At 70.1% G+C, this 25,630-nt stretch carries 16 protein-coding genes and 1 pseudogene; 4 read left to right on the top strand and 13 right to left on the bottom strand.

The features are described 5' to 3' along the window. Positions 1 to 54: 54 nt before the first annotated feature. The 8 genes from pulA to ACIOEW_RS03820 all read right to left on the bottom strand — a co-directional run bounded on the left by pulA (position 55) and on the right by ACIOEW_RS03820 (position 14,434). Complete coding sequence (gene pulA, locus ACIOEW_RS03855; RefSeq protein WP_401961041.1) at positions 55 to 5,382, bottom strand: pullulanase-type alpha-1,6-glucosidase; 5,328 nt, start codon at positions 5,380 to 5,382, stop codon at positions 55 to 57. A gap of 78 nt (positions 5,383 to 5,460) precedes the next feature. Then, positions 5,461 to 7,182: a carbohydrate-binding module family 20 domain-containing protein gene (locus ACIOEW_RS03850; RefSeq protein ID WP_401961038.1), complete on the bottom strand. Its 1,722-nt coding sequence runs from the start codon at positions 7,180 to 7,182 to the stop codon at positions 5,461 to 5,463. Between the two features lie 671 nt (positions 7,183 to 7,853). After that, on the bottom strand, positions 7,854 to 8,195 hold the full coding sequence (locus ACIOEW_RS03845; protein ID WP_401961035.1) for a hypothetical protein: 342 nt from the start codon (positions 8,193 to 8,195) through the stop codon (positions 7,854 to 7,856). A 226-nt stretch (positions 8,196 to 8,421) separates the two neighbouring features. Further along, positions 8,422 to 9,480, bottom strand: coding sequence for a LacI family DNA-binding transcriptional regulator (locus ACIOEW_RS03840; protein WP_362556806.1), 1,059 nt, complete (start codon positions 9,478 to 9,480; stop codon positions 8,422 to 8,424). Next, a complete protein-coding gene (locus ACIOEW_RS03835; protein WP_401961032.1) occupies positions 9,465 to 11,141 on the bottom strand; it encodes a glycoside hydrolase family 13 protein in 1,677 nt (558 codons plus the stop codon). Before ACIOEW_RS03835 ends, ACIOEW_RS03840 begins: the two co-directional genes overlap by 16 nt. A 102-nt stretch (positions 11,142 to 11,243) precedes the next feature. Next, positions 11,244 to 12,122 (bottom strand): carbohydrate ABC transporter permease, encoded by an 879-nt coding sequence (locus ACIOEW_RS03830; protein WP_362556809.1) that lies wholly within the window; start codon positions 12,120 to 12,122, stop codon positions 11,244 to 11,246. Further along, positions 12,119 to 13,135 carry a carbohydrate ABC transporter permease gene (locus ACIOEW_RS03825; RefSeq protein ID WP_401961029.1) on the bottom strand — a complete coding sequence of 339 codons (1,017 nt, stop codon included), beginning with the start codon at positions 13,133 to 13,135 and terminating at the stop codon, positions 12,119 to 12,121. Before ACIOEW_RS03825 ends, ACIOEW_RS03830 begins: the two co-directional genes overlap by 4 nt. A 21-nt stretch (positions 13,136 to 13,156) precedes the next feature. Next, complete coding sequence (locus ACIOEW_RS03820; RefSeq protein WP_362554577.1) at positions 13,157 to 14,434, bottom strand: extracellular solute-binding protein; 1,278 nt, start codon at positions 14,432 to 14,434, stop codon at positions 13,157 to 13,159. Between the two features lie 382 nt (positions 14,435 to 14,816). On the opposite strand from ACIOEW_RS03820, the gene ACIOEW_RS03815 reads away from it, so the two are divergent. Together ACIOEW_RS03815 and ACIOEW_RS03810 are read left to right on the top strand one after the other, a co-directional pair. Then, positions 14,817 to 15,884, top strand: a complete 1,068-nt coding sequence (locus ACIOEW_RS03815) for a LacI family DNA-binding transcriptional regulator (RefSeq protein WP_401961025.1) — start codon at positions 14,817 to 14,819, stop codon at positions 15,882 to 15,884. 135 nt (positions 15,885 to 16,019) lie between these two features. Further along, complete coding sequence (locus tag ACIOEW_RS03810; RefSeq protein WP_401961543.1) at positions 16,020 to 16,931, top strand: phosphatase PAP2 family protein; 912 nt, start codon at positions 16,020 to 16,022, stop codon at positions 16,929 to 16,931. A 90-nt stretch (positions 16,932 to 17,021) separates the two neighbouring features. On the opposite strand, the gene ACIOEW_RS03805 is transcribed toward ACIOEW_RS03810, so the two are convergent. Then, on the bottom strand, positions 17,022 to 20,021 hold the full coding sequence (locus ACIOEW_RS03805) for a bifunctional [glutamine synthetase] adenylyltransferase/[glutamine synthetase]-adenylyl-L-tyrosine phosphorylase (RefSeq protein ID WP_362554583.1): 3,000 nt from the start codon (positions 20,019 to 20,021) through the stop codon (positions 17,022 to 17,024). Positions 20,022 to 20,157: 136 nt separating this feature from the next. On the opposite strand from ACIOEW_RS03805, the gene ACIOEW_RS03800 reads away from it, so the two are divergent. Beyond that, the gene (locus ACIOEW_RS03800; RefSeq protein WP_401961022.1) at positions 20,158 to 20,673 is read left to right on the top strand and encodes a pyridoxamine 5'-phosphate oxidase family protein; all 516 of its coding nucleotides are present in this window, start codon (positions 20,158 to 20,160) and stop codon (positions 20,671 to 20,673) included. 49 nt (positions 20,674 to 20,722) lie between these two features. Here the strand turns inward: ACIOEW_RS03800 and ACIOEW_RS03795 are convergent, their stop codons facing one another. Continuing rightward, a complete protein-coding gene (locus ACIOEW_RS03795; RefSeq protein ID WP_362554586.1) occupies positions 20,723 to 21,514 on the bottom strand; it encodes a putative protein N(5)-glutamine methyltransferase in 792 nt (263 codons plus the stop codon). Positions 21,515 to 21,723: 209 nt separating this feature from the next. On the opposite strand from ACIOEW_RS03795, the pseudogene ACIOEW_RS03790 reads away from it, so the two are divergent. Continuing rightward, positions 21,724 to 22,313, top strand: a pseudogene (locus ACIOEW_RS03790) (TetR family transcriptional regulator). Positions 22,314 to 22,365: 52 nt separating this feature from the next. On the opposite strand, the gene ACIOEW_RS03785 reads toward ACIOEW_RS03790, so the two are convergent. From ACIOEW_RS03785 to ACIOEW_RS03775, 3 genes are all read right to left on the bottom strand, one after another. Continuing rightward, positions 22,366 to 22,782, bottom strand: a complete 417-nt coding sequence (locus ACIOEW_RS03785) for a universal stress protein (protein ID WP_401961019.1) — start codon at positions 22,780 to 22,782, stop codon at positions 22,366 to 22,368. A 1-nt stretch (position 22,783) separates the two neighbouring features. Continuing rightward, positions 22,784 to 24,277, bottom strand: a complete 1,494-nt coding sequence (locus ACIOEW_RS03780; RefSeq protein WP_401961016.1) for an APC family permease — start codon at positions 24,275 to 24,277, stop codon at positions 22,784 to 22,786. A gap of 121 nt (positions 24,278 to 24,398) precedes the next feature. Next, positions 24,399 to 25,619: a saccharopine dehydrogenase family protein gene (locus ACIOEW_RS03775; protein WP_401961014.1), complete on the bottom strand. Its 1,221-nt coding sequence runs from the start codon at positions 25,617 to 25,619 to the stop codon at positions 24,399 to 24,401. Positions 25,620 to 25,630: the final 11 nt, after the last annotated feature.

The raw sequence follows: 25,630 nt of genomic DNA, 5'->3' as shown, positions 1-25,630 counted from the left end.
GTGTGGTGCTGCGGCTCTCCCCGGCGGCTGCCCATACGGTAGTCCCGTTGCGGGTCAGCGCAGTGAGAACACCGCCACCGTGCGTCCCGGGACGGTGAAGCTTCCCGAACTCCTCTCGTACGTCGACTTCTTGACGGTAAGATCCGCGCCCGCCGCCTGGACGGGGTGCAGGGCGTAGTTCTTCCCGGCCAGAGCGGCGACCTTCTGGGTGGTGATGCCGGGGGCGGCGTTGAGGACGACGACCAGCTTGCCGAGCCGCATGGTGATCACACCGGGGGTCTCGTCCTTGCCGGAGAGCGGGAAGGAGAGCGTGGACTGCACCTGTCCGGCGGTGGAGAGGTCGAAGTCCTTCTCCGTGGACCGGATGGTGAGCAGGTCCTGGTACGCGGCCGAGGCGCCGTTGATCTGTGCGCAGCCGGGGCTGATCGCCGTGTTGCTCAGCAGCGGCTTGGCGTAGGACCACTTGGCCTGGTTGTCGGCGGCCGGCGGCAGGCCGCGGCCGAAGCCGTTGCCTGCGCGGCAGTCCCAGTGCAGGGCGTTGAACCAGTCGCCGCTGTCGAAGGAGTTGCGGTCCAGCGACTTGGAGCGCAGCAGGTCCGTGCCGGCCTGGGAGAGCGAGGGGCCCTGCGAGAGGGTGGCCGTCGCCATGGCCAGGACCTGCATGCGGGACCGGTCGGCTGCCGAGGTGCCCGCCGGGAGCTTGAAGGCGAGGGCGTCGTACAGCGTCTCGTTGTCGTGTGCGTCGGAGTAGGCGAGGGCGTCGCCGGGGACCGCGGCGTATCCGGCCGGGGCTCCGTTGTAGTCGACGCCCGAGCCCTTGACCGCGGTGCCGGTGGTGTCGGTGAAGGTGTAGTCGGCGAGGTTGCCGGTGAGTCCGACCTTGATCAGGTCCTGGTAGTGGAGCAGCCGGGCCTTCTGCTCGGCCTCGGTGCCGTTGTGGGTGGAGGTGTTGGGGTCGGTGTAGAGGCCGGTGGCGAAGCCCTGCACGCCGGGGTCCTCGTCGAACGGGGAGCCGCCGCGTACGGCGTCGCGGGCCCGGTCGGAGAAGGTGGCGATGCCGGTGCCGGCCATGTTCTTCTGCGTGGCCTGGACGAAGCGGGCGTCGTCGGCGATCTCACCGAAGTTCCAGCCCTCCCCGTACAGGATGATCTTCTTCCCGTCGACGCCGTCCTTGGCCACGGTCAGCGCGTCGAGCGCCTTGCGGACAGCCAGGATGTTGGCCTTGGGGTGGTGGCCCATCAGGTCGAAGCGGAAGCCGTCGACCTTGTACTCCTTGGCCCAGGTGACGACCGAGTCCACGACGAGCTTGCCCATCATGGTGTTCTCGGGCGCGGTGTTGGCGCAGCAGGTGGAGGTGGCGACGGTGCCGTCCTCCAGGAGCCGCTGGTAGTAGCCGGGCACGATCTTGTCGAGGACGGACTTGTCGTCCTGGCCGGAGGCGACGGTGTGGTTGTAGACGACGTCCATGACGGTCCGCAGTCCGGCGCCGTTGAGGCCCTGGACCATCTGCCGGAACTCGACGGTGCGCTTGGTGCCGTCGGGGTCGGAGGCGTAGCTGCCCTCGGGGACGGTGTAGTGCAGCGGGTCGTAGCCCCAGTTGAAGGCGTCCTTCGCGGCGGCCTTCGCCACGCAGGCCTGCTGCTCCTCGGAGTCGGGGGCGTAGACGGACAGGTCGCAGGCCGGCTTCTGCTGGTCCTTCTTCTTCTCGGGGATGGTGCCGATGTCGAAGGCGGGCAGCAGGTGGACGTAGTTGGTGCCGGAGCCGGCGAGCTCCTTGAGGTGCTTCATCCCGTCCGAGCGGGTGTCGGTGAAGGCGAGGTACTCACCGGGGTGCTTGGACGTGGGGTCCGCGATCGAGAAGTCGCGGATCTGGAGTTCCTGGATCTGGGCGTCGCGCAGCGGCACGGCGGCGGGCTTGGCCAGCCCGCTCCAGCCCTTCGGCGCGAGCCTGCCGTCTTCGAGGTCGACCACGAGGCTCCGGGCGGAGTCGGTGGTCAGCGCGGTGGAGTAGGGGTCGGTGACCTTGTTGGTGACGAGCTTCTGGACGGTGGGTGCCCAGACGTTCACGGCGTACCGGTAGGGCTTGCCGTTCCAGCTCCGCTTCCCGGTGACGGACCAGACGCCGGTGCGGTCGTCGCGCCGCATCGGGACGGTCCTGCCGTCGAGTTCGAGCGAGACGGTACGGGCGGTGGGCGCCCAGACGGACAGGGTGGGTGTGCCGTGCCGGAAGACCGGGCCGAGCGAGGCGCTGCCCGCCTTCGTCCCGTAGAGGTCGTCGAGCACGCCGGCGCTCTGGACGCCGGTGGCGGCGAGCAGGGCGCCGTTGGCCGCGCGCTGGGTGGCGATCAGCTGGCCGCGCAGGGCCTCGCGGACCCTGTCCCGGTCACGGGCGTCGACGGTGAAGGCCGGGTAGTCCTTGAGGTGCGGGTACTTCGTCTTCTGCGCGTCGGTCAGTGCGGACGGGCTGAGCCTCAGCCACTGGCCCTCGTCGGAGAGTGCGCCGTCGACGACGGAGATGCCGCCGCTCGATGCATAGACGAGCTGCTGGCTGGTGGCGTCGGTGGCCTTCACCTTCCACACGACGGTGTCGGAGTCGATCCACTGCGCCTCGGCCTTGGTGAGGTCGGGGGTGGGAACGCCGCCGGTCTGCGGCAGCAGATAGCCGGCCGTACCGCCGAGCATCCAGACCTCGTGGCCGTAGCTCGCGATGTCGAGCGACTGGTCGCTGGGCAGGTCCTTCTCGTCGCCGCGGTGCAGGATGTAGCTGAGCGAGGTGGCCCCGTCGGCGAGCGGGACCTCGAAGGTGACGCCGGAGGAGTCCTTCTTCACCGGCTGGAGCGGCTTGGACCAGTCGGTGGGTTCCTTGGCGCCGGTCCAGGTGTGCAGTCCCCAGCCGTCGTAGTCGCCGTCGGCCCGGTAGTAGTGCAGGACGGCCTTGGTGCTGTCCGGTGCGGGGTAGGCGCCGTCGGGGGCGGTGTCGGTCTGGCCGTCCTTGCCCTGCTCGATCCAGACCTGGCCGGTCTTCGCGAGGTCGACGGTGCGCTCGGCCCCGTCGGCGGTGCCGGCCTTCTCGACGGTGTACGGAACCGCGGAGGCGCCCTCGGGCACCTTGATCCAGGCGAAGGCGCCGTAGGCGTCCCGGCCGGCGAAGGCGGCGGTGGTGTCGCCCGACCTGGCCTGCCAGCCGTCGTAGTCGCCGTCGGCGCGCTTGAAGTGGATGACGGCGTAGTCGCGTTCGACCGCGACGGGCTTCGCCGGGGCGGGGGCCTGTCCGGCGGCCGACGCGGCGAGCGCGCTCGCGGTGCGTCCGGTGCGGTCGACCACAACGGCCTTGTAGCGCAGCGGTGTTCCGGCGGCGGTCGTGTCACCGATGGTCTGGGTGACCTTGTACGGGGCGTGGTCGGCGGTGCCGAGGGTGGTCCACGCGCCGTTGCCGGTCTGGGCGGCGAAGACGACCCGGTTGAGGGAGCCGCCGTCGACGTCGGCGGTGAGCTCGACGGTGCCGGTGGCGCCGGCGGCCGGTGCCTTCAGCGTGATCGAGGGCCTGGCCGCGGGGGCGTTCAGGGTCTTCGCGGCGCGGAGCACGATGCTGGACAGCGCCGGGACGGTGACGGTGATCTTCTTGTCGGCGCCGCTGCGGACCGTGCCGGAACCGCCGTACAGCGTACGGAAGTCCATTCCGGCGGACTCCGTGGACAACTCGACGGTCTTCGCCGCGGTGCCGTTGTTGGTGGCGACGACGTACTCGTTGCCGCGCTCGGGGTCCGTACGGGAGAAGGCGTAGACGGAGCCCTCGGCGTACCTCTCGGTCTGGACGCCGTCGCGCAGCGCCGGGTTCTTCGCGGTCAGCTCGGAGAGCGCGGCGATGGACCGGTAGAGCGGGTGCGTGGTGTCGTACGCGTCGGAGGCGTGCGTACGGTCGGTGCCCAGCTCGTCGTCGTCGAGGTAGTCCGCGGTCTTCGAGGCGAACATGGTCTGCCGGGCGTCCTTGTCGCCGCCTGCGCCCGTGAAGCCCTGCTCGTCGCCGTAGTAGACGACGGGGTTGCCGCGGCTGAGGAACATCAGCTCGTTGGCGAGCTCGGCGCGCTTGACCAGCTCCGCGTCGTCGGCCTTCGGGTTGTCCTGCTTGAGGAAGGTCCCGATGCGGCCCATGTCGTGGTTGCCGAGGAACTTCACCTGCTCGTAGGCGTTGGCCTTGTCGGTGGTGTACCGGTAGTCGTCGCCGAAGACGGCGGCGAGCTCGGAGGCCGGGGCGCCCTGCGAGGCATACTGACGGGCCGCTTCCTGGAAGGGGAAGTCGAGCGTCGCGTCCAGCCGCCCCTGGGTGACGTAAGGGGAAGTGATCGCGGTGTCGGCGGAGTAGACCTCGCCGAACATGAAGAAGTCCTTGCGGCCGTGCTTGGCCGCGTAGGTGTCGAGCGCGGTCGCCCACTGGGTCCAGAAGTCCATGTCGACGTGCTTGACGGTGTCGATCCGGAAGCCGTCGATACGGAAGTCGCGGACCCACTTCTCGTAGATCTTCTCCATGCCGGAGACGACCTCGGGCCGCTCGGTCCACAGGTCGTCGAGCCCGGAGAAGTCGCCGTACGTGGTGGACTCGCCGGCATAGGTCGAGTCGCCGCGGTTGTGGTACATCGTCGGGTCGTTGAGCCAGGACGGCGTCTTGCCGCCGGTGGTGACCGGCTTGTACGGGAACGAGTCCGCGTCCGTCTTCGCCATGCCCGCGGCGTCGTCGAAGGGCCGGCCGTTCCGGTCGAGGTACGGGTAGGCGCCCTTGGGCTTGTAGCCGTAGGTCTTCTCGGCGTAGTCGACGGTGTCGGCGGTGTGGTTGGTGATGACGTCGAAGAAGACCTTCATGCCCTTGCGGTGGGCCTGTTCGATCAGCTTCGTCAGGTCGGCGTTGGTTCCGAAGTGCGGGTCGACCTGGGTGAAGTCGGTGATCCAGTAGCCGTGGTAGCCGGCCGACGCGTCCTTGCCTGTGCCCTGGACAGGGCGGTTCTTGAAGATCGGGGCGAGCCAGATGGCGGTCGTGCCGAGCCCCTTGATGTAGTCGAGGCGGCTGGTCATCCCCTTGAGGTCGCCGCCCTGGTAGAAGCCCTTGTCGGTGGGGTCGTACCCGGTCTCCAGCCGCGAACCGGTCAGCCCGCCCCGGTCGTTGCCGGTGTCGCCGTTGGCGAAGCGGTCGGGCATGACGAAGTAGAACTGCTCGCGGGTCAGGTCGTGACGGTCGGGCTGGGCCGCCAGCCTGGCGTCCGAGGGCGCGGCGGGCGGCCTGGCCGCGGCGGCGGGCAGCGCGGGCACGAGGGCCGCGCACAGGGCGGCCGCGACGACGGCGGCGGGCGCCGCTCTTCGCGCGGACACGCGCGGGTACGGACGTATCACTCGGGTTCTCCTCGACGGGGTACGGGTGCAGGGCCGGACGGGCCGGTGGGGCCCGTCCGGCAGGTGAGGCGTAAGGGGTCAGCTGCGCCAGACGTCGGCGGTCAGCGTGACTTTGCCGGAGGACGGCACCGTGGCCGTGCGGTTGGCACCGCTCTCCCAGGTGACGTTGCCGCTCGCGTCCTTGCGGACGTACTTGTACTCGAACGACGTACCGGCGGGCAGGCTCACGTCGAGCTTCCAGACGGGATACGTGGCCGGGTCCAGCTTCAGCGCGGCGGCGGGGTTCCAGCTGCCGAGGGCGGACTGGTTGCCGGTGACGTAGATGTTCTGGCCGAGCTGGGTGGTGGCGTTGACGCCGAAGGAGGCGCCGGACGTGCCCGTGCCGGGGTCGGTCGGGTCCGTCGGGTCGGTGCCGCCGCCGGTGCAGGTACGGGCGCCGGTCTGGAGGGCGAGAGCCGTGTTGGCGCCGAGCGTGGCGGTGAACTGGCCGGAGCCGTTGACCGTGACGCCGTTGCCGGACTGGATGTCGCAGTAGTCGCCTGCGGGCAGCGAGGTCTGGAACGTACGGGTCAGGGATGAACCCTCGTGGTTGATCGCGACGTACGCCTTGGAGCCGCGGCCGAAGGCGATCTGGTCGCCGCCGTTGTCCCACCAGTTGGTGACGGCCTCACCGCGTGCGGTGTTGCGGAAGCCGACCATGGAGGAGATCTCGGTCCAGGCGTGCTGGCACTTCCAGCCGTCGCTGAAGCAGGCGTTCACCGTGCCGCCGCTGGGCGGACCGGCGTCCTTGTCCGACCACTCGTAGCCGGAGTGGACGTCGGGCGAGCCGTAGGGCCAGGCCAGCATGAACACGCTGGCGAGGGTGTAGTTCGCGCCGTCCTTGTAGTTCAGCGTCTCGCCGTTGCGCTCGGTGTCGTGGTTGTCGACGAACACCGCGGCCTTCGAGGAGGACATGAAGCCCCAGCCCTCGCCGAAGTTCTTCAGGTTGGCGAGGTTCTCGTTGTTGAAGACCTGCTTGAGGCTGCGGGCGTAGCGGAACTCCTGGACGTCGCCGGTGCCGGCGTACTCGTCGGGCGAGACGGCCTCGCCGCCGCCGTAGATCGCCTCCTGCTTCCAGTAGACGCCGGAGTTGCTCAGCCGGGACTTGATGTTGGCGAGGTCACCGGCGGGGATGTGCTTGGCCGCGTCGATGCGGAAGCCGTCGACGCCCAGGGAGAGCAGGTCGTTGAGGTATCCGGCGATCTTGCCGCGGACGTAGTCCTCACCGGTGTCCAGGTCGGCCAGGCCGACGAGCTCACAGTTCTGGACGTTGGCCCGGTCGCCGTAGTTGTTGATCTGCGACTGGCAGTCGTTCATGTCGTTGACCGAGTACAGGCCGGGGTAGTCGTACTTGCTGTACGAGGACCCGCCCGTGCCCGTGCCGGAACCGGCCGACATGTGGTTGATGACCGAGTCGGCCACGACCTTGACGCCCGCGCTGTGGCAGGTGCTGACCATGTTGGCGAACGAGGTGCGGTCGCCGAGCCGTCCGGCGATCTTGTAGCTGACCGGCTGGTACGAGGTCCACCACTGCCCGCCCTGGATGTGCTCCTGGGGCGGCGAGACCTGCACGTAGCCGTAGCCGGCCGGGCCGAGGGAGTCCGTACACGCCTTGGCTACGGAGTCGAACTTCCACTCGAAGAGGACAGCGGTGACGTCCTTGGTACCCGGGGCGGAGGCCTGCGCGTTCGTGGCGGGGACCACGAGGGCGGCGGCGCCCGCTATCAGAGCGAGCGCGGCAGACAAGGGTCTGCTGGCCATGTTTTCCTCCTGCTGTGGGGGAAATGCGGGTGACGGTTCAGAGGCTTGCGGATCACCTCCGACCGGGCGGCCACGCCCTGGCGCGCACGCTTCCGGCGTTGTCGTCGGTCGCCGGCGCTCCGCGTCGACGCCCTCCGCCTTGGAACCGCACACACCAGACCGCGTCCGCTCTCCGGTCCGAGGCAACCCGCGAGCCTCGCAGCCTCATACGGCAACGCGCCCTGCCCTCAAGGCTCCTGAATCTTCTTGCTGCAAGAATGCAAACCTTGCCGCGGGGAGACCGTACGAGTCCGTCAGGTTCCGGTCAACCCTTTGGACACGACCTGCTCACATCCACGAAATACTGCAGATTTCTTCCTGCAAGGTCTTACGCAAGACATTGCAGCGCTGTTACCTTTCTCCCGACTCCGGTCCGGCCGGCCGGGGGTCCCGTCACCCACGGGCCCCACGCGCCCGGCCGGCCGGACCGGTCACACCACCGGAAAGGCCCCGAGGCCGCTTCCCCGCCGGCCCATCCGGGCCGGCCTCGGGGCCTCTCCTGTGCGTGACCCCCGCAGTCGCGATCCGCTCGCCGGCGATGACGAACCGTCAGGAACCGCACCGCCGCAACAGGCCCGGCAGGCCTCACTAGACTCGCCTTCCATGTGGCCAGAACAGCAGTCGCCCCGTGATCAGCCGAACCCCCGGGCCGAATCCCCCGGTTCGACTCCGCCGCAGCCCGGCCTGCCGGGCCCCGACTGGCACGCCGCACCCACACTCGGCATGGGCGCTCCCGAGCCCCGCCGCCGGAACAGGACCGTGACCGCTGTCGTGGCCGCTTCCGCGGCGGTCGTCGTGGCCTGCGGCGTGACCAGTTTCCTGGTGCTCCGCGACGACGGGGGCGAGGGGAACGCGAAGACCGACACGAAGCCCGCGGCGACGGGCTCGGCGAGCCCCGACGGCACCGACCGGTCCGCGGCCGATGGCAGCTCGGGCCCGCTCGTCCCCGGCTGGAACACGGTGGTCAACGCCAAGCGCGGCATCACCTTCGACGTGCCCGCCTCCTGGGCGCGGCAGTCCGCGAGCTGGGTCAGCTACGTCGCGGAGGACGACGACCCCGAGGAGAAGCCGCTGGCCCGCCATCCGTCGTCCCGTCGGAATCACCGCCCCCCTGAGCTGCGAGCTCGCGGCGCCGGCCCCGGAGGACGCGCGTCGGGGCCGGGTCCCCCCTCCGGACCCGGCCCCGATTCCCCCCGCCGCTCAGGCGCTGCGCAGCGCCGCCGTGGATCCCCGTACCACCAGCTCCGGCTGGAACACGTACTCCGTGCGCTGTACGGGACTTCCGCCGATCTCCTCAAGCAGTGCGCCCACCGCGGCCGCCGCCATCGCCTGCACGGGCTGGCGCACCGTGGTCAGCGGCGGGTCGGTGAACGCGATGAGCTGCGAGTCGTCGAAGCCGACCACGGACACGTCGCGCGGCACGTCGAGCCCGCGGTCCCGGGCGGCACGCACCACGCCCAGCGCCATCAGGTCGCTGCCGCAGACGATGCCCGTGCAGCCCTGGTCCAGCAGCGCACCGGCCGCCACCTGACCGCCCTCGACGCTGAACAGCGTGGAACAGACCAGGGTTTCGGCGTCGGCGCGGTCCAGGCCCAGCAACGCGACCGCAGCGTCCACGAACCCGTCCCGCTTGCGGCGGGAGGGCACATAGCGCTGAGGTCCGATGGCCAGACCGACCCGGCGGTGGCCGAGTTCGGCGAGATGCCCCACGGCCATCCGCACGGCAGCGTTGTCATCGGGCGAGACGAACGGGGCGCTGATCCGCTCGTTGTAGCCGTTGATCAGCACGAACGGCACGCCGCGGTCGGTCAGCGCGGCGTAGCGCGCCGGGTCGGCCGAGGTGTCGGCGTGCAGTCCGGAGAGGAACACGATGCCGCCGACGCCGCGTTCGACGAGCTGCTCGACGAGCTCGTCCTCGGTCGCGCCGCCGGGCAGCTGGGTGCAGAGCACCGGGGTGTAGCCGTGGCCCGCCAGGACCTGTTCCACGGACTGCGCGAACGCCGGGAAGATCGGGTTGGTGAGCTCGGGCGTCACCAGTCCGATCAGCCCGGCGCTGCGCTGCCGCAGCCTTACGGGGCGCTCGTAGCCGAGGATGTCGAGCGCCGCGAGCACCCGCTGACGCGTGGTGTCCGCGACGCCCGGCTTGCCGTTGAGCACCCGGCTGACGGTCGCCTCGCTGACGGACGCCTGGCCGGCGATGTCCGAGAGCCTCAGCGCGCCGCCTGCCCTGGGCGGGGGGACGGTCACACCGTCCACCACACCGTGGTGTCCGCCGGCAGCTCGATCTCGGCGCCGTCGGCCTGGACCGGGCTGCTCGACAGCAGGACGGTGCCGCGTACGGGGACCCGGACCGGGGCGCCCGTGGTGTTGACGGTGCAGACGAAGCCGGGACGGGCGAAGACCAGCACGCCCTCGGGGCCGTCCAGCCACTCCACCGCGGTCCCGGCGCCGAGCCCGGGGTGCACCCGGCGGGCGGCGATCGCGGCCCGGTACAGCTCCAGGGTGGAGCCGGACACGCCGGTCTGTGCCTCGATGCTCAGCTCGCCCCAGCCGGTGGGCTGCGGCAGCCAGCTGCCGCCGTCGCCGAAGCCGTACGAGCTGCCCTCACGGGTCCACGGGATCGGCACGCGACAGCCGTCGCGGAAGCCGTCCTGGCCCTCGGCCCGGAAGAACGACGGGTCCTGGCGGGCCTCGTCTGGCAGGTCGGTGACGTCGGGCAGGCCGAGCTCCTCGCCCTGGTAGACGTAGGCGGAGCCGGGCAGCGCCAGCATCAGCAGGCTGGCGGCACGGGCCCGGCGCAGGCCCAGCTCGCGGTCGCCCGCGGTACGGATCTGGGTGCCGAGGCCGGCCGGGTTGGCGAACCGGGTCGCGTGCCGGGTGACGTCGTGGTTGGAGAGCACCCAGGTGGTGGGGGCGCCGACCGGACGCATGGCGTTGAGTGAGGTGTCGATGACGGTGCGCAGCTCGGCGGCGTCCCAGGCGGTCGACAGGTACTGGAAGTTGAAGGCCTGGTGCATCTCGTCGGGGCGCACGTAGTTGGCGGTGCGCTCGACGGTGGGGGTCCAGGCCTCGGCGACCGCGATTCGATCACCGGGGTACTCGTCCAGGATGGTGCGCCAGCTGCGGTAGATCTCGTGCACACCGTCCTGGTCGAAGAACGGCATGACATCGTTTCCGAGCAGCTTCAGCTGGTCGTGCGCGCCCAGGTCGGGCAGCCCTTCGGCCTTGACGAGACCGTGCGCGACGTCGACCCGGAAGCCGTCGACGCCCATGTCGAGCCAGAAGCGCAGGATCGAGCGGAACTCGTCGGCGACGGCCGGGTGTTCCCAGTTGAAGTCGGGCTGCTCGGGCGCGAAGAGGTGGAGGTACCACTCGCCGGGCGTGCCGTCCGCGTCGGTGGTCCGGGTCCAGGCCGGGCCACCGAAGATGGACTCCCAGTCGTTGGGTGGGAGTTCGCCGGTCGCGCCCTTTCCGGGGCGGAAGTGGTAGCGCTCGCGCAGCGCGGAGCCGGGGCCCTCGGCGAGCGCGCGCTTGAACCACTCGTGCTGGTCGGAGGAGTGGTTGGGCACCAGGTCGACGATGATCCGCAGGCCCAGGTCGTGGGCGTCCCGGATCAGGGCGTCGGCGTCCAGCAGGGTGCCGAACATGGGGTCGATGGCCCGGTAGTCGGCGACGTCGTAGCCCGCGTCGGCCTGCGGGGAGGCGTAGAAGGGGCTGAGCCACACCGCGTCGACGCCGAGGTCCCTGAGGTACGGGAGCCGGGCGGTGACGCCTGCGAGATCGCCCATGCCGTCGCCGTTGCCGTCGGCGAAGCTGCGCGGATAGACCTGGTAGATCACCGCGTCCTGCCACCAGCCGGTGCGGTGGCCCGGGGCGCCGTCGGACGTGCCGGTGGAGGGGGCAGCGAGGTGCTGGGTCATGTCGTCCCTGGGGTGTCTGGGTGGGGGGCGGCGCCGGGACCGGGTCGGGATGCCGGCGCCACCGTGACTTGGTGCGTGCGGGTCGTGCTGCTGCCGCGGACCTCAGCCCTTGACGGCTCCGGCGGACACGCCGGTGACGAGGTGCTTCTGCGCGAACAGGAAGACCAGGGCCGCGGGTATCGCGATGAGCACGGACGCGGCGGTCATCGGACCCCACTGAGCCCCGTACCGGTTGACGAACAGCTGGAGTCCGCCCGCGAGCGTGAGGTTGTCCTCGCCGACCATGAAGGCGGAGGCGTACGCCACCTCGCCCCAGGCGGTGATGAAGGAGTAGAACGCGGTGACGGCGAGGCCGGGCTTGGCCAGCGGCAGGATGAGCCGCCAGAACGTGCCGAACGGGGTGAGGCCGTCGACCTGGCCCGACTCGTCGATCTCGCGCGGGATGGTGTCGAAGAAGCCCTTCATCATCCAGGCGCAGAACGGCACCGAGATGGTGAGGTAGGTGATGACCAGACCGGCCGGCTTATTCAGCAGCCCCATGCCCGCCATGATGTTGTAGATCGGCACGATGAGGACGGCGACCGGGAACATCTGGGTGATCAGCAGCGTCCACATCAGTCCGCGCTTGCCGGGGAAGCGGAAACGGCTGACGGCGTAGCCGGTGGAGGCGGAGACGAATACGCCGATGAGCGTGGTGAGCCCCGCGACGACCACCGAGTTGCCGAACCAGGTCAGGAACTTCGTGTTCTGAAGCAGGTTCGTGTAGTTCTCGAACGTCGTCTCTTTGAAGAAGTCCGTGGTGGTCGCGAGCTCGGCGGGCTTCAGCGAGGTGAGCAGGACCCAGAGCACGGGGAAGACCGCGATCACGGACGCGACGATCAGCGTCAGGTGCAGTGCGGTGGAGGCCAGCGGTGAACGCTCGCCACGCAGCCGGACCTTGGGCGCGGAGTGCCGCGCGGTGGGGGTGGGTGCGGTGGTCACCAGTCGTCTCCCTGGGTGCGGAGGACTCGCCGGTACACAGCGGCGAAGAGCAGCAGGAGTACGAGGATCAGCACGCCCCACGTGGAGGACTGCGCGAAGTCGCGCGGGCTGATCTCGAAGGAGAACTTGTACGCCTGGGTCACCAGGATCTGGGTGGCGTCGCCGGGTCCGCCGCCGGTCAGCAGGAAGATCACCGGGAACATGTTGAAGGTCCAGATGGTGGAGAGCAGGATCACCGTCGTGGAGACGGGCCGCAGTCCGGGCAGCGTGATGTGGCGGAAGCGCTGCCAGGCGGTGGCGCCGTCCATCTCCGCGGCCTCGTAGTGCTCGCTGGGGATGGACTGGAGCCCGCCGAGGAGGGCGACCATCATGAACGGCACACCGAGCCACACGTTGACGACGATGACGGAGACCTTCGCCCAGGTGGGATCGCCCAGCCAGTCGATGCCACCCAAGCCGCCGCCGGAGAGGAACTTGTTGAGCAGCCCGCGGTCCTCGTTGTAGAGGAAGCGCCAGGCGAAGACGGAGACGAAACCGGGGATGGCCCAGGGCAGGATGAGCGCCATCCGGTAGGCGGAGCGTCCGGCGATCCTACGGTTGAGGATGTTGGCGAACACCAGGCCGAGAGCGAAGGTGATGGCCACGCAGGAGACCGTCCACACCAGGGTCCACCAGAGCGTGCCGAGGAACTGTTCACCGGTGAGCGCGTCGGTGTAGTTGTCCAGGCCCACGAACTTGTACGTGGCGGGCATGTGGTTGACACCGATGGACCGCGCGACGTTGCGCTCGTTGGCGTCGGTCAGCGACAGGTAGATACCGCGGACCAGCGGATAGCCGATGATCACGCCGATCACGACGACGACCGGGGCCACCATCGTCCAGGCGTACCAGTGCGTCGACAGAGCCCGCCGGAGCTTGCTCGGGGGCGGGGGGTTACCAGTACCGCGGCTCCGGCCGCGGGCGACGTCGTCGCCCGCGGCCTTCGCCACCGACTGGCTGGTGTGGACAGCCATCAGTCGGCCTGCCTTCCTGAGTTACTTCCAGCCCTTGAGGAGCTTGCGGTAGGAGTCGCCGGTCGTCTTGACCGCCTTCTCCGGGGAGGTCTGGCCGGTGAGGACCTTCGTGTACTCGGTGACGAGCGGGGCGAAGAGGCTGCCGGTCTCCGGGATCCAGGGGCGCTCGACGGCGCTCTCGACGACCGGCTTGAAGAAGCCGACGATCTCGTTGTCGACGACGGACTCCTCGGCGTAGGCGGAGGTGCGGGTCGGCAGGAGGTTGAGCTCCTTGGTGACCTGGGCCTGCGTCTTGACGGAGGTCATGTAGTCGACGAAGGCGTAGGAGGCGTCGAGGTTCTTGGAACCGGCGTAGACAGCCAGGTTGTGACCACCCTGCGGGGCACCCTGCGCGGCGGAGCCGGCCGGGACCGGGGCGACGCCCAGGTTCGCCTTGTCCTTGAACTCCTTGCCGGCGTACGTGTCGGCAACGGCCCACGGGCCGTTGATCATCATCGCGACGTCGCCGTCCTTGAAGGACGACTGCATGTTCTCCCAGCCGTCCGTCGCGTCGGTCTTCGCGGCGCCGGAGTCGACGAGGTCCTTGACGACCGCCATGGCCTTGACGCCGGCCGCGTTGTCGATGGTGACGGACTTGTTGGCGGCGTCGACCATGTCGCCGCCCTCGCCGTACAGGAAGGACAGGAACCAGTACGCGTCGTCGCCGCGCAGGTAGAAGCCGGTCTTGCCGGTCTTCGCCTTGATCTTCTTCGAGACGGACTTCAGCTCGGCGATCGACTTCGGAACCTCGACGCCGGCCGCCTTGAAGATCTTCTTGTTGTAGAAGATGCCCATGGAGTCGATGACCTGCGGCACCGCGTACGTCTTGTCCTTGTACTTGGTGGACGCGGCGGCCTGCTTCAGGAAGTCGTCCTGCTTCACCAGGGCGGCGGTGCCGTCCAGCGGGGCGAGGTAGCCGAGGTCCGCGAACTCGGGGGTCCAGGCGACCTCGGAGCGGATCACGTCGGGGGCGCCGGAGCCGGCCTGCGCAGCGTTCTTGAACTTGTTCTGGGCATCACCGAAGGGGACGTTGACGTACTTGACGTCGACCTTCGGGTGCTCCTTCTCGAAGCCCTCGGCGATCTTCTTGAAGACCTTGTCCTCGCTGCCCGCGGTGGAGGTGTCCCACCACGTCACGGTGCCCGAGAGCTCGCCCGAGCCCTTGGACGTGCCCTCGGAACTGTCGTCATCGCTGCCGCAGGCGGTCGCCGCGAGCGCCAGGGCCGCGACCAGGGCGGTGGCCGTTATGCCACGTCGCATCTGAACTCCTTCAACTGCCGTACCGCTCCGTCGCGGCGCCGGGTCGACGTGAACGTAACAAGGATGAAAGACGGCCGAAAGACTTTGCGGAAGATTTCTGCAAGCTTCGGCGATCGTTACATTCGCGTGTCCTCACGGTTGCCGTCAAGCCTCTTGACGGGAGCGCCCGACCCCTGGCAGTAGCGGGTACCCACGCCCGATTCCGCAGTGCGACGAGCTGACCGCAACCCGCAATCCCGCCCCGCAAGACCTTGCAAGACGTTGCTGCCGGGCCGTGAGGGCGTCCCCTCCTGCCCATGCGCGCGAGGGCCCGCGCGGGAGCTGTCGCACGATTCCTGTCCATGGTGGGCAATCCGACCCACGCCCGGTACAGTCCAGTCCCATGACCGCACGGCTTGCCGATATCGCAACTCAGGCGGGGGTCAGCGAAGCGACGGTCAGCCGTGTACTGAACGGCAAGCCCGGTGTTGCTGCGGCCACCCGTGAATCCGTCCTTGCCGCGCTCGACGTCCTCGGCTACGAACGGCCCGTACGTCTGCGCAGGCGCAGCGCGGGACTCGTCGGCCTGATCACGCCCGAGCTGGAGAACCCCATCTTCCCGGCGCTCGCCCAGGTCATCGGCCAGGCGCTGACGCGTCAGGGCTACACCCCGGTGCTGGCGACCCAGACGCCCGGCGGCTCCACCGAGGACGAGCTCACGGAGATGCTGGTCGACCGGGGCGTCTCCGGCATCATCTTCGTCTCAGGACTGCACGCCGACACCTCGGCCGACATGCAGCGCTACGAACAACTGCGCGCCCAGGGCGTCCCCTTCGTCCTGGTCAACGGCTTCTCACCCAAGGTGCAGGCGCCGTTCATCTCACCGGACGACCGGGCCGCCATGCGACTCGCGGTGACGCACCTGGTGTCACTGGGCCACACCCGGATCGGCCTGGCGGTCGGCCCGAAGCGCTTCGTGCCCGTACTCCGCAAGATCGAGGGCTTCCACGCCACGATGCAGGAGCAGTTGAACCTCACCGCGGACGAGGTGGAGGAACTGATCCAGCACTCTCTGTACACGCTGGAGGGCGGGCAGGCGGCCGCCTCGGCGCTGATGGAGCGGGGCTGCACAGCTGTGGTGTGCGCGAGCGACATGATGGCACTCGGTGCTATCCGCGCAGCCCGCCGGCTCTCCAGGGACGTACCGCGCGACCTTTCGGTGGTCGGCTACGACGACTCTCCGCTCATAGCGTTCACCGATCCGCCGCTGACCACGATCCGGCAGCCGGTGACGGCGATGGGGCAGGCCGCGGTGCGTACGCTCCTGGAGGAGATCGGCGGCACGCCCGCCCCGCACAGCGAGTTCGTCTTCATGCCGGAACTGGTCGTGCGCGGTTCGACCGCCGCAGGCCCTGGCCCCGACGCGGCCGCCACCGCCCCGGCCGTCCCAGGATCCCACGCGCGCCCGTAGCCCGCAGGACGTGCAACCCGCTCCCGGCCGGAGGATCATCAGGCGGAGGGGGCAAATCTGGCAGACTCTGTGCCTATGGGTGAATTGAGCGTGAAACCACAGGAAGGCCGCACGGAGGCCACCCCGTCACCCATCGTGAACGAGGCGGCTCCCGAGGCAAATGCGAAGCAGAACGGCGACGCGAACCGGATCGGCAGACTGCTCGACCGCGGTCTGGCCGGACTCCGCTCACCACGGTCGCCACGGCGACCACGCATCTGGTTCGAAATCCTGCTGATCGCGGTCAGTTACTGGCTGTACTCGCTGGTGCGCAACGCCGTTCCGGAACAGAAGGCGGCAGCCCTCTCCAACGCCGACTGGCTGTGGTCGGTCGAGCGGTTCATGGGAATCGCCGTGGAGCAGTCGGTCAACCACGCGGTCAACTCGGTGACATGGCTGATCGTGTCGATGAACTACTACTACGCGACCCTGCACTTCGTCGTCACCATCGGTGTGCTCATCTGGCTGTTCCGCCGCCACCCCGGCCGCTACGCACCGGCCCGCCTGGCGCTGTTCGCGACCACGGCGGTGGCTCTGCTCGGCTACTACCTGTACCCGCTGGCTCCGCCCCGTCTGATGAACGGCGGCAACTTCATCGACACGGTCATGGTCCACCAGACCTGGGGTTCGATGGCTTCGGGCAACTTCAAGCAGATGTCGAACCAGTACGCGGCGATGCCGTCGATGCACATCGGCTGGTCGCTGTGGTGCGGCCTGACCGTCTTCGCACTGGCCTCCGCCCCGTGGGCGCGCATCCTGGGCCTGCTCTACCCGGCGGTGACCCTGATGGTGATCGTGTCGACCGCGAACCACTTCTGGCTGGACGCGGTGGGCGGCATGGCGTGCCTGGCCTTCGGTTACGCGGTGTCGTACGCCTGGTACGGAGCGCTGCCGCACCACCTGCCGAGGCTGATCCCCCCGAAACTCACCCGCCGCCCACGCCTGGCCGCGGTGACGAGGCGCCCGCGTGCCCAGAAGGCAGCCATCTCAAGCCCCTCCGGCGATTGAGGAGGCGGTTGAGGAGCGGGGTCCGGGGGGACGGAACCCCGCACGACCCGCGCCCCGCACCACCTCGCGCCCCGCACGACCCGCACCACCTCACGCCCCGTAGAACCGCTCCTCCACCACCGCCCGGGCCCTCCGCGTGATCCGCCGGTAGTCGTCCAACATGTCACCGACGTGCCCGGGCTCGTACCCCAGATAGCGCCCCACCGCCGTCAGCTCCCGCGGCCCGGAGGGGAACGTGTCGGCCGGCCGGCCTCGCACCAGCATCACCGCGTTGCGGACCCGTGTCGCCAGCACCCACGCCTCGTCCAGCGTCTGCGCGTCCTCGCCGGAGATCAGCTCCGCCGCGCACGCCGCGGCCAGCGCCTCCCTCGTCCGGGTGGTGCGCAGCCCCGGCTCCGCCCAGCCGTGCTGCATCTGCATCAGCTGGACCGTCCACTCCACGTCGCTCAGCCCGCCCCGGCCCAGCTTGGTGTGGAGGGTCGCGTCCGCGCCGCGCGGCAGCCGCTCGGACTCCATCCGGGCCTTCAGCCGCCGAATCTCCCGGACCGCGTCCTCCCCCAGTCCCTCCATCGGATACCGCAGCGGGTCGATGAGCTCGATGAAGTCACGGCCCAGGTCGATGTCGCCCGCCATCGGCTGGGCGCGCAGCAGGGCCTGGCTCTCCCAGACCAGGGACCAGCGCCGGTAGTAGGCCTCGTACGACTTCAGTGTGCGCACCAGCGGCCCGCTCTTGCCCTCGGGACGCAGATCCGCGTCGATGAGCAGCGGCGGGTCGGCGGTGGGCAGCTGGAGGAGCCTGCGCATCTCGGCGACCACCCGGTTCGCGGCCCGGCTCGCCTCCTGGTCGTCGACGCCCTCCCGGGGCGCATGGACGAACAGGACGTCGGCGTCGGAGCCGTATCCGAGCTCGTGGCCGCCGAAGCGGCCCATGCCGATCACCGCGAACCGGGTGGGCAGGGTGTCGCCCCACTCCGCGCGGACGGCGGCGCGCAGCGCCCCGGCGATCGTGACGGCGTTCAGATCGGTGACGGCGCTGCCGACCCGGTCGACGAGCGCCCCGGGGTCGGGTTCGGCGGGGCTGTCCTCGGTGCCGTAGGAGCCGATGAGGTCGGCGGACGTCGTACGGAACAGTTCGCGCCGGCGCACCCCGCGCACCACCGCCACCGCGGATTCGGCGTCCTCGGCCCGCCCCACCGCGGCCAGCACCTCCTGCTCCATGGCGTCCCGGCTGCGCGGCTTCAGCCCCTGCGGGTCGCCGAGGATCGCCACCGCCTCGGGGGCGCGCAGCAGCAGGTCGGGGGCGAGGCGCCCGGCCGACAGGACCCGGGCGAGGTTCTCCGCCGCGGCGCCCTCGTCCCGGAGCAGTCGCAGGTACCACGGGGTCTTGCCGAGCGCGTCGGACACCTTGCGGAAGCCGAGGAGTCCGGCGTCCGGGTCGGCGGAGTCCGCGAACCAGCCGAGCAGCACCGGCAGCAGGGTGCGCTGGATGGCGGCCTTGCGCGAGACCCCGGACGACAACGCCTCCAGGTGCCGCAGAGCGGCCGCCGGGTCCTCGTATCCGAGGGCTTCGAGGCGGTGCGCGGCGGCCTTCGCGCTGAGCCGGGACTCACCGGGCGCGAGCTGGGCGACGGCGTCGAGCAGCGGCCGGTAGAACAGCTTCTCGTGCAGCCGCCGCACCACGGACGCGTGCCGCTTCCAGGCCTGGTTCAGCTCGGCGATGGGGTCGGTGCGCATACCGAGGGAGCGTCCGAGCCGCCGCAGGTCCGGCTCGTCCACCGGGACCAGGTGGGTGCGGCGCAGCCGGTAGAGCTGGATGCGGTGCTCCATGGCGCGCAGGAAGCGGTAGGCGTCGTCCAGCTGGGAGGCGTCCACCCGTCCCACGTATCCGCCCTCGGCGAGCGCGCCCAGCGCCTCCAGGGTCGATCCGCTGCGCAGGGCGGGGTCGCTGCGGCCGTGCACGAGCTGGAGCAGCTGGACGGCGAACTCGACGTCCCGCAGCCCGCCGGGGCCGAGCTTGATCTCGCGGTCGACCCGGTCGGCGGGGATGGTGTCGACGACGCGGCGGCGCATCTTCTGCACGTCGGGCACGAAGTTCTCGCGGTCGGCGGCCTGCCAGACGAGGGGCGAGACGGCCTCGACGTACTCGGCGCCCAGCTCGGGGTCGCCGGCCACCGGCCGGGCCTTGAGGAGCGCCTGGAACTCCCAGGTCTTGGCCCAGCGCTGGTAGTAGGCGAGGTGCGAGCTGAGCGTGCGAACCAACGGCCCGTTGCGGCCTTCGGGCCTGAGGTTGGCGTCGACGGGCCAGATGGTGCCCTCGACGGTCGTGTCGGAGCAGATCCGCATCATGTGCGCGGCCAGTCGGGTGGCGGCCTGCATGGCCGCGCTCTCCTCGGCGCCGTCGGTGCGGTCGGCGGGCTCCGCCACGAAGATGACGTCGACGTCGGAGACGTAGTTCAGCTCGTGGCCGCCGCACTTGCCCATCGCGATGACGGCGAGCCGGCACTGCGCGGCGTCGGCGGGCGTGGCCGTACGTGCGACGGCGAGCGCGGCCCGGAGCGTCGCGGTGGCCAGGTCGGCCAGCTCGGCGGCGGTCTCGGCGACATCCGTCGTACCGCACACATCACGTGCCGCTATCGACAGCAGGCACCGGCGGTAGGCGACGCGCAACGAGTCCGGGTCGTCGGCCCCGGCCAGCTCGCGTTCGAACTCGGGGACCCCGGGGTGCAGATCGGCCGCCTCGTACGTGACGAGGGCCTGCCAGTCGCGCGGGTGCCGGGCCAGGTGGTCGCCGAGGGCCTCGGATGCTCCGAGCACCCCGAGAAGCCGGTCCCGCAGGGGTTTGGCGGTGACGAGGGTGTCCAGCAGGATCTGCCGCTCGTCGGCCTCCTCGGCCTCTACGAGCCGGACGAGGCTGCGCAGCGCCAGATCGGGGTCGGCGGTGGCCCCGAGGGCTTCGAGGAGGACGGGGTCGGACCGTACGGAGGACAGGTCGGGCAGGTCGAGGAGCCGCTCGGCGGCGGACGGATCGGTGAAACCGTGCCGCAGCAGTCGGGTGAACGTACTGCTCCTGCGCCCCGGCAACGTCGTCATTCCGCGCTCTCCTGCTCGCCGCCCGATCACCACCCAGTTCTACGAGCGTAGTCCCGCACCGATGAATACGGAGCAGGTGCGCAGTCCGTACTTCGTAGGCAGGATCGCATTCAGCACCCGACCGGAAGGCCCGACCATGTCCGCATCCGAGCCAGTCACCGAGCTCGACCCCCGCTACAGCAGCCCTGGCGCGGTGCCGAGCCCCTGGGCCGGCGCCCAGCAGCTGCTGACCGATGCCGAGCTGTACTGGCTGAGCACGGTCCGCCCGGACGGACGCCCGCACGTCACACCCCTGATCGGTGTCTGGTGGCAGGGCGCGCTGCACTTCTGTACGGGCTCCGAGGAGCGCAAGGCCCGCAATCTGGCGGCCAACGACGAGGTCGTCCTCACGACCGGAAGCAATTCCTGGTCGGCGGGGCTCGACGTGGTGGTCGAGGGCCGGGCGGAGCGGGTGACCGACGCGGACAGGCTGGCCGGCCTCGCGGAGGCGTGGAAGGCGAAGTACGGCCCGGTCTGGCACTTCGACGTGGCCGACGGCGCGTTCGTGGGCTCGCAGGACAACCGGGCCGAGGTCTTCGCGGTGTCCCCGCGCACGGTGTTCGGCTTCGGCAAGGGCGACCCGTTCACCCAGACCCGGTGGCGGTTCGTCTGAGCGCCCGGCCCGGACGAGCCCGGCGTGCGGGGCTCGTCCGGGTCTCTGCTCAGCCGGTCGGCAGAGTCCCGATGACGACGGTGGCGTACCACTCGTCGGAGGTGACCACACGCGGGACGAGCCCGCTGCCGCCCACGGCCTCCTCGGCCCGTGCCGCCTGCCGTTCGCTGGTCTCGACCAGCAGGCTGCCGCCCGGGGCGAGCCACTGCGGTGCCTCGGCGGCCACCCGTCGCATCACGTCGAGACCGTCGCCGCCTCCGTCGAGGGCGACGAGCGGTTCGTGGACGCGCGCCTCGGCGGGCAGCAGGGCGACATCGTCCGTCGGTACGTACGGCACATTGGCGAGGAGCACGTCGACGCGCCCGCGCAGGGAGCCGGGCAGGGGCGCGAAGAGGTCGCCCGCGTAGACCCGGCCCAGGTCGCCGATGTTGCGCCGGGCGCAGCGCACCGCGGCTGGTTCGACGTCGGCGGCGTGCAACTCGACGTCGTCCAGCACGGCGGCGAGCGCGGCACCGAGCGCGCCCGAACCGCAGCAGAGGTCGACCACGACAGCCGGGCTCGGGGCCAGTTCCGCGGCCTGGCGGATCAGGAACTCGGTGCGGCGGCGGGGGACGAAGACCCCGGGATCCACGGCGATGCGCAGACCGCTGAACTCGGCCCAGCCGAGGACGTGTTCCAGGGGGTGGCCGGTGACGCGCCGTTCCACCATGGCGGCGAGTTCGACGGGACCGGCCGCGGTGGCGGCGATCAGATCCGCTTCGTCCTCGGCGAATACGCAGCCGGCGGAGCGAAGGGTGGTGACGAGAGAGGAGAGAGCGAGGGGTGACAGCGGGACCGGCATGGAGCGGAGAGCCTTTCGGGAAAACGCCGATGGGTGCTCCGCGGCCGGTTACGTCCGGTCGACCACGCGATCGTGTGAGGCGAGCACCCAGCCTGATGCAGCGGTAATGGGTCCCACCTCCTTCGGTACGTCCCCGTGCGGGGATGCGAAACACTACCGCAGCCCGGCTCAAGATCCGGTCCCCACTGCGGCCACAGATAATGACGCCCATGGAGCGCTCTGTGGGACTACGGGAACGCAAGAAGGAAGCCACCCGGCAGGCCGTGCACGAAGCGGCGTTGCGGCTGACCGTCGAGCACGGCTTCGACCAGCTCACGGTGGAGGCCGTGGCGGATGCGGCCGGGGTCTCCCGCAGAACGTTCTCCAACTACTTCACCGGCAAGGAGGACGCCCTTCTCCACGGCGAGGAGCAGCAGATCAGGGAGCTCGTCAGGGCCGTGCGCGAGCGCCCCGCCGAGGAGGACGCCTGGACGGCGCTGCGGGCGGCCGTGGCACGGTTCGCCGAGCGCGTCGCACCTCCGGAACGCGAATGGGCGGTCCGCACCCGCCTGGCCATGCACCACCCCTCCCTCCTGGCCCGCCAGCTCGCCAACCACGCAGCGCTGGAACGCGACTTGGCCGAGGCGGTGGCCGGGCGCCCGGCCCACTCGACAGAGCCGGTCCGCCCCCTGGTCCTCGCCACGGCGTTCCTCTCCTCGCTGCGGATCGCGATGCGCATGTGGATCGAGGAGGCCCGGCCCGGGAGCCCATCGAAGTGATCGACGAGATCCTGGACGAGATGGGACGCAGCTTCGGCTGAGTCGGGCGAGTCGGCCGACCGGGCAACCGCCGGGGTGTCGCCGTCTGCCGGCTCACACCTCGGTCGGCACGCAGAGCACCGGAACGGTCGACAGGTGGAGGAGCTTGTGCGGGGTGGAGCCGAGCAGTGCCCCGCGGATCGGGCTCTCGCCCCAGCTGCCCACCACGATGACCCGGGCCTCGTGACGTGCGGCGGCCTCGATCAGGGCCTGCGCCGGGCTCCGGTCGATCACCTCGACGGTGGCGGACACGCCCGCCTCTTCGGCCGCCGCGAGCGCACGCTCGAGCCCCGAACGGCCCGCCTGGCGGACAGCCTCGTAGTGCGCCCGGTACTCCTCGCCCGTGGGGCCGGGCGGCGCCGCCCCGTAGACCAGGACCAGCGGCTCGCCGTACGCGGCGGCCACCTCGATGGCGATACGCAGGGCGCGTGCGGCACCGGGTGACTCGTCGTAGCCGAGGACCACGGACATGTCAGCGCTCCTTGCCGTGCACGAGTTCGGGGTCGACCACACCGCGGCGCTCGTCCCAGAACAGGGACGACCGGAACCGCCACACCACCATGAGCACCACACCGATCAGGCTGATGAAGATACCGATGACGAGTGGCGGGCCGAGACCGAACCACGAGGTGCCGCTGTACGAGTTCGCCGGGTCCGACATGTCGATGACGGACCGCACGAGCAGCCAGGTCAGCAGACCGGATCCGATCAGCGGACCGAGGCCGATGAGCAGGAAGCTCCGTACGCTCTCGGTCAGATGGTGGCGGTAGTAGACCGCGCAGGCCACCCCGGTCAGCGCGTAGTAGAAGGCGATCAGCAGGGACAGCGCCGTCAGTGAGTCGAACAGGGCGTTCTCGCTGATCTGGTTGACGACGAGATACCAGGCGATGGCGATGGCGGCCACCCACCAGGTGCTCACGTCAGGTGTCCTGAACCGCGGGTTGATACGGGCGAAGTGCGCCGGCAGCGCATGCCTGCGGGCCATCGACAGCGCGGTGCGGGAGGCGGGAATGATAGTGGTCTGGGTCGAGGCGAGCGCGGACGTCGCCACCGCGAGCAGCACGACCCAGTCCCAGCCGCCCATGACCTCGCGGGCGAGCAGGGCGAAGACGAACTCCTCCTCGTCGGCGTTCTCGGCCAGGTACGCCGTTCCGGCGAACGCGACGACCGCGAAGCCGACGGACAGGTACGTCACCAGCAGGATGACGGTCGACCACACACCCGCCTTGCCGGGGGCGGTCGCGGAGTCCTCGACCTCCTCGGTGAGGTTGACGGCGGATTCCCAGCCCCAGTAGATGAACACGCCCAGCAGCAGGCCGCTGGTGAGGGCCGCGCCGCCCGCCCCGAAGGGGTTGAGCCACGCGGCCGACGGATGGATGGAGTCGAACGACGTCGTGCCCGCGTAGACGCGGTACAGCGCGACGATCACGAAGACGATGAGGAAGGCCACCTGCGCCAGGATCAGCACGTTCTGCACCTTGGCCGACAGCTCGGTACCGATGACGCAGAGGCCGGTCATCACCAGGATCAGGATCACGGTGAGCAGTTGGCGCACGAACGTGTTGTCGGCCCAGCTGTCGAGTCCGACTGCCAGCAGGCCGAAGCTGACGGCGACGTCCGCGAGGGAACCCACGACGAGCACACCGGTCATCGTGATGGCCCATCCCCCCAGCCACCCGCTCCACGGCCCCATCGCGCGGGTCACCCAGGAGAACGTCGTCCCGCAGTCCTGGTCGACCTTGTTCAGGTAGTAGAAGGCCGACGCGATGAAGAGCATCGGCACGAAGGAGGCGAAGAGCACTCCCGGTGCGTAGATGCCGACGAGCGCGACGATCGGCCCGATGACGGCCGCCACGGAGTAGGCCGGGGAGGTGGCGTTCAGCCCGATGACGAGCGCGTCGACGAAGCCGATCGCGTTGGCCTTCAGAGTCGCCGGCTGTGCTGGTCCGGCAAGGTCCTTCGCCATGTGCCCTCGCTACGTCACGGGCCCGGGGAGGAAGCGGAATGGGCCGATTTCATGCTATTGAGACGATTCTGGTTACGCACATCCGCCGCGCACACGGCCCAACGGATGTGCGCGGTACGGGTCACTGCTCGCGCATGCCCCACGGTGCGCCGTACTCGGTCAGGAGATCGAGGAACGGCCGCGGGGGCAGGGCCTCGGGCCCCAGCACTCCGCTGCCGCCCCACGCGCCGCCCGCGAGGAGTTCGAGGGCGGCCACGGGATTGATCGCGGTCTGCCAGACGACGGCCTGGGAGCCGTACTCCCGCATCGACCACTGGTTGTCGACGACGTGGTAGAGGTACACCTCCCGGGGCCGGCCGTCCTTGACGCCCTTCACCCAGGTTCCCGCGCACGTCTTGCCGTGCATGCGCTCGCCGAGTCCGGCGGGGTCCGGCAGGCAGGCGGCGACCACGTCACGAGGCGATACCGCGGCCTGCCCCGAGCCGCTCTTCACGGACACGGGTTCGGTCCGGTCGAGTCCGAGCATGTGGAGGGTCCGGAGCACCCCGATGAACTCGTCGCCGAGCCCGTACTTGAAGGTGACTTTCCGGGCCTTCAGCCACCGCGGGACGAGCAGCACCTCCTCGTGCTCCACGTTGACGCACTCCACGGGCCCGATGCCTTCGGGGAAGTCGAAGACCTCCGGCTCGCTGAAGGGGGCCGTGGTGTACCAGCCCCGCTCCTGCTCGTACACGACCGGCGGGTTCAGGCACTCCTCGATGGTCGTCCAGATACTGAATGACGGCGCGAAGTCATAGCCGTCCACCGTCAGATTCGCCCCGTCACGGATCCCGATCTCCTCGATCTCGTCGAAGAGCTCGTCGGAGGCGTACCGGGCGAACACATCGGACATGCCGGGCTCCACGCCCATGCCCACGAGCGCGAGACGCCCTGCGGCCTCCCACTCCGCGGCCCGTTCGAACTGCGCGTCCCCGAGCTTGACCCCGCACTCCTCGTACGGACGGGTCGGGTGCGGCCGGGACAGGGACATGGCCATGTCGAGGTAGTGGGCGCCGTGGGCGAGGGCGGACTCGAACAGCGGCAGCACGAAACGAGGGTCCGTGGCGTTCAGCAGGACGTCGCAGCGGTGCTCACCAAGCGCCTGCCGCACCGCTGCCCGGTCCGAGGCGTCCAGCCGGACGGCGCCGAACCGGTCCCCCCGCTCCCCCAGGGCCGCGACGGCGCTCTCCGCCCGTCCGAGGTCGTAGTCGGCGACGGTCATGTGCTCGAAGAAGGGCCGGCGGGCCGCGATCCTTGTGATCGCCGTGCCGACGCCTCCCGCTCCGACCAGGAGGACACGCATGGGAACACCAC

Origin of the sequence: Streptomyces sp. NPDC087901 (assembly GCF_044742205.1) — a bacterium.
Classification (GTDB): Bacteria; Actinomycetota; Actinomycetes; order Streptomycetales; family Streptomycetaceae; genus Streptomyces.
This window is presented reverse-complemented; position numbering and strand designations above follow the sequence as displayed.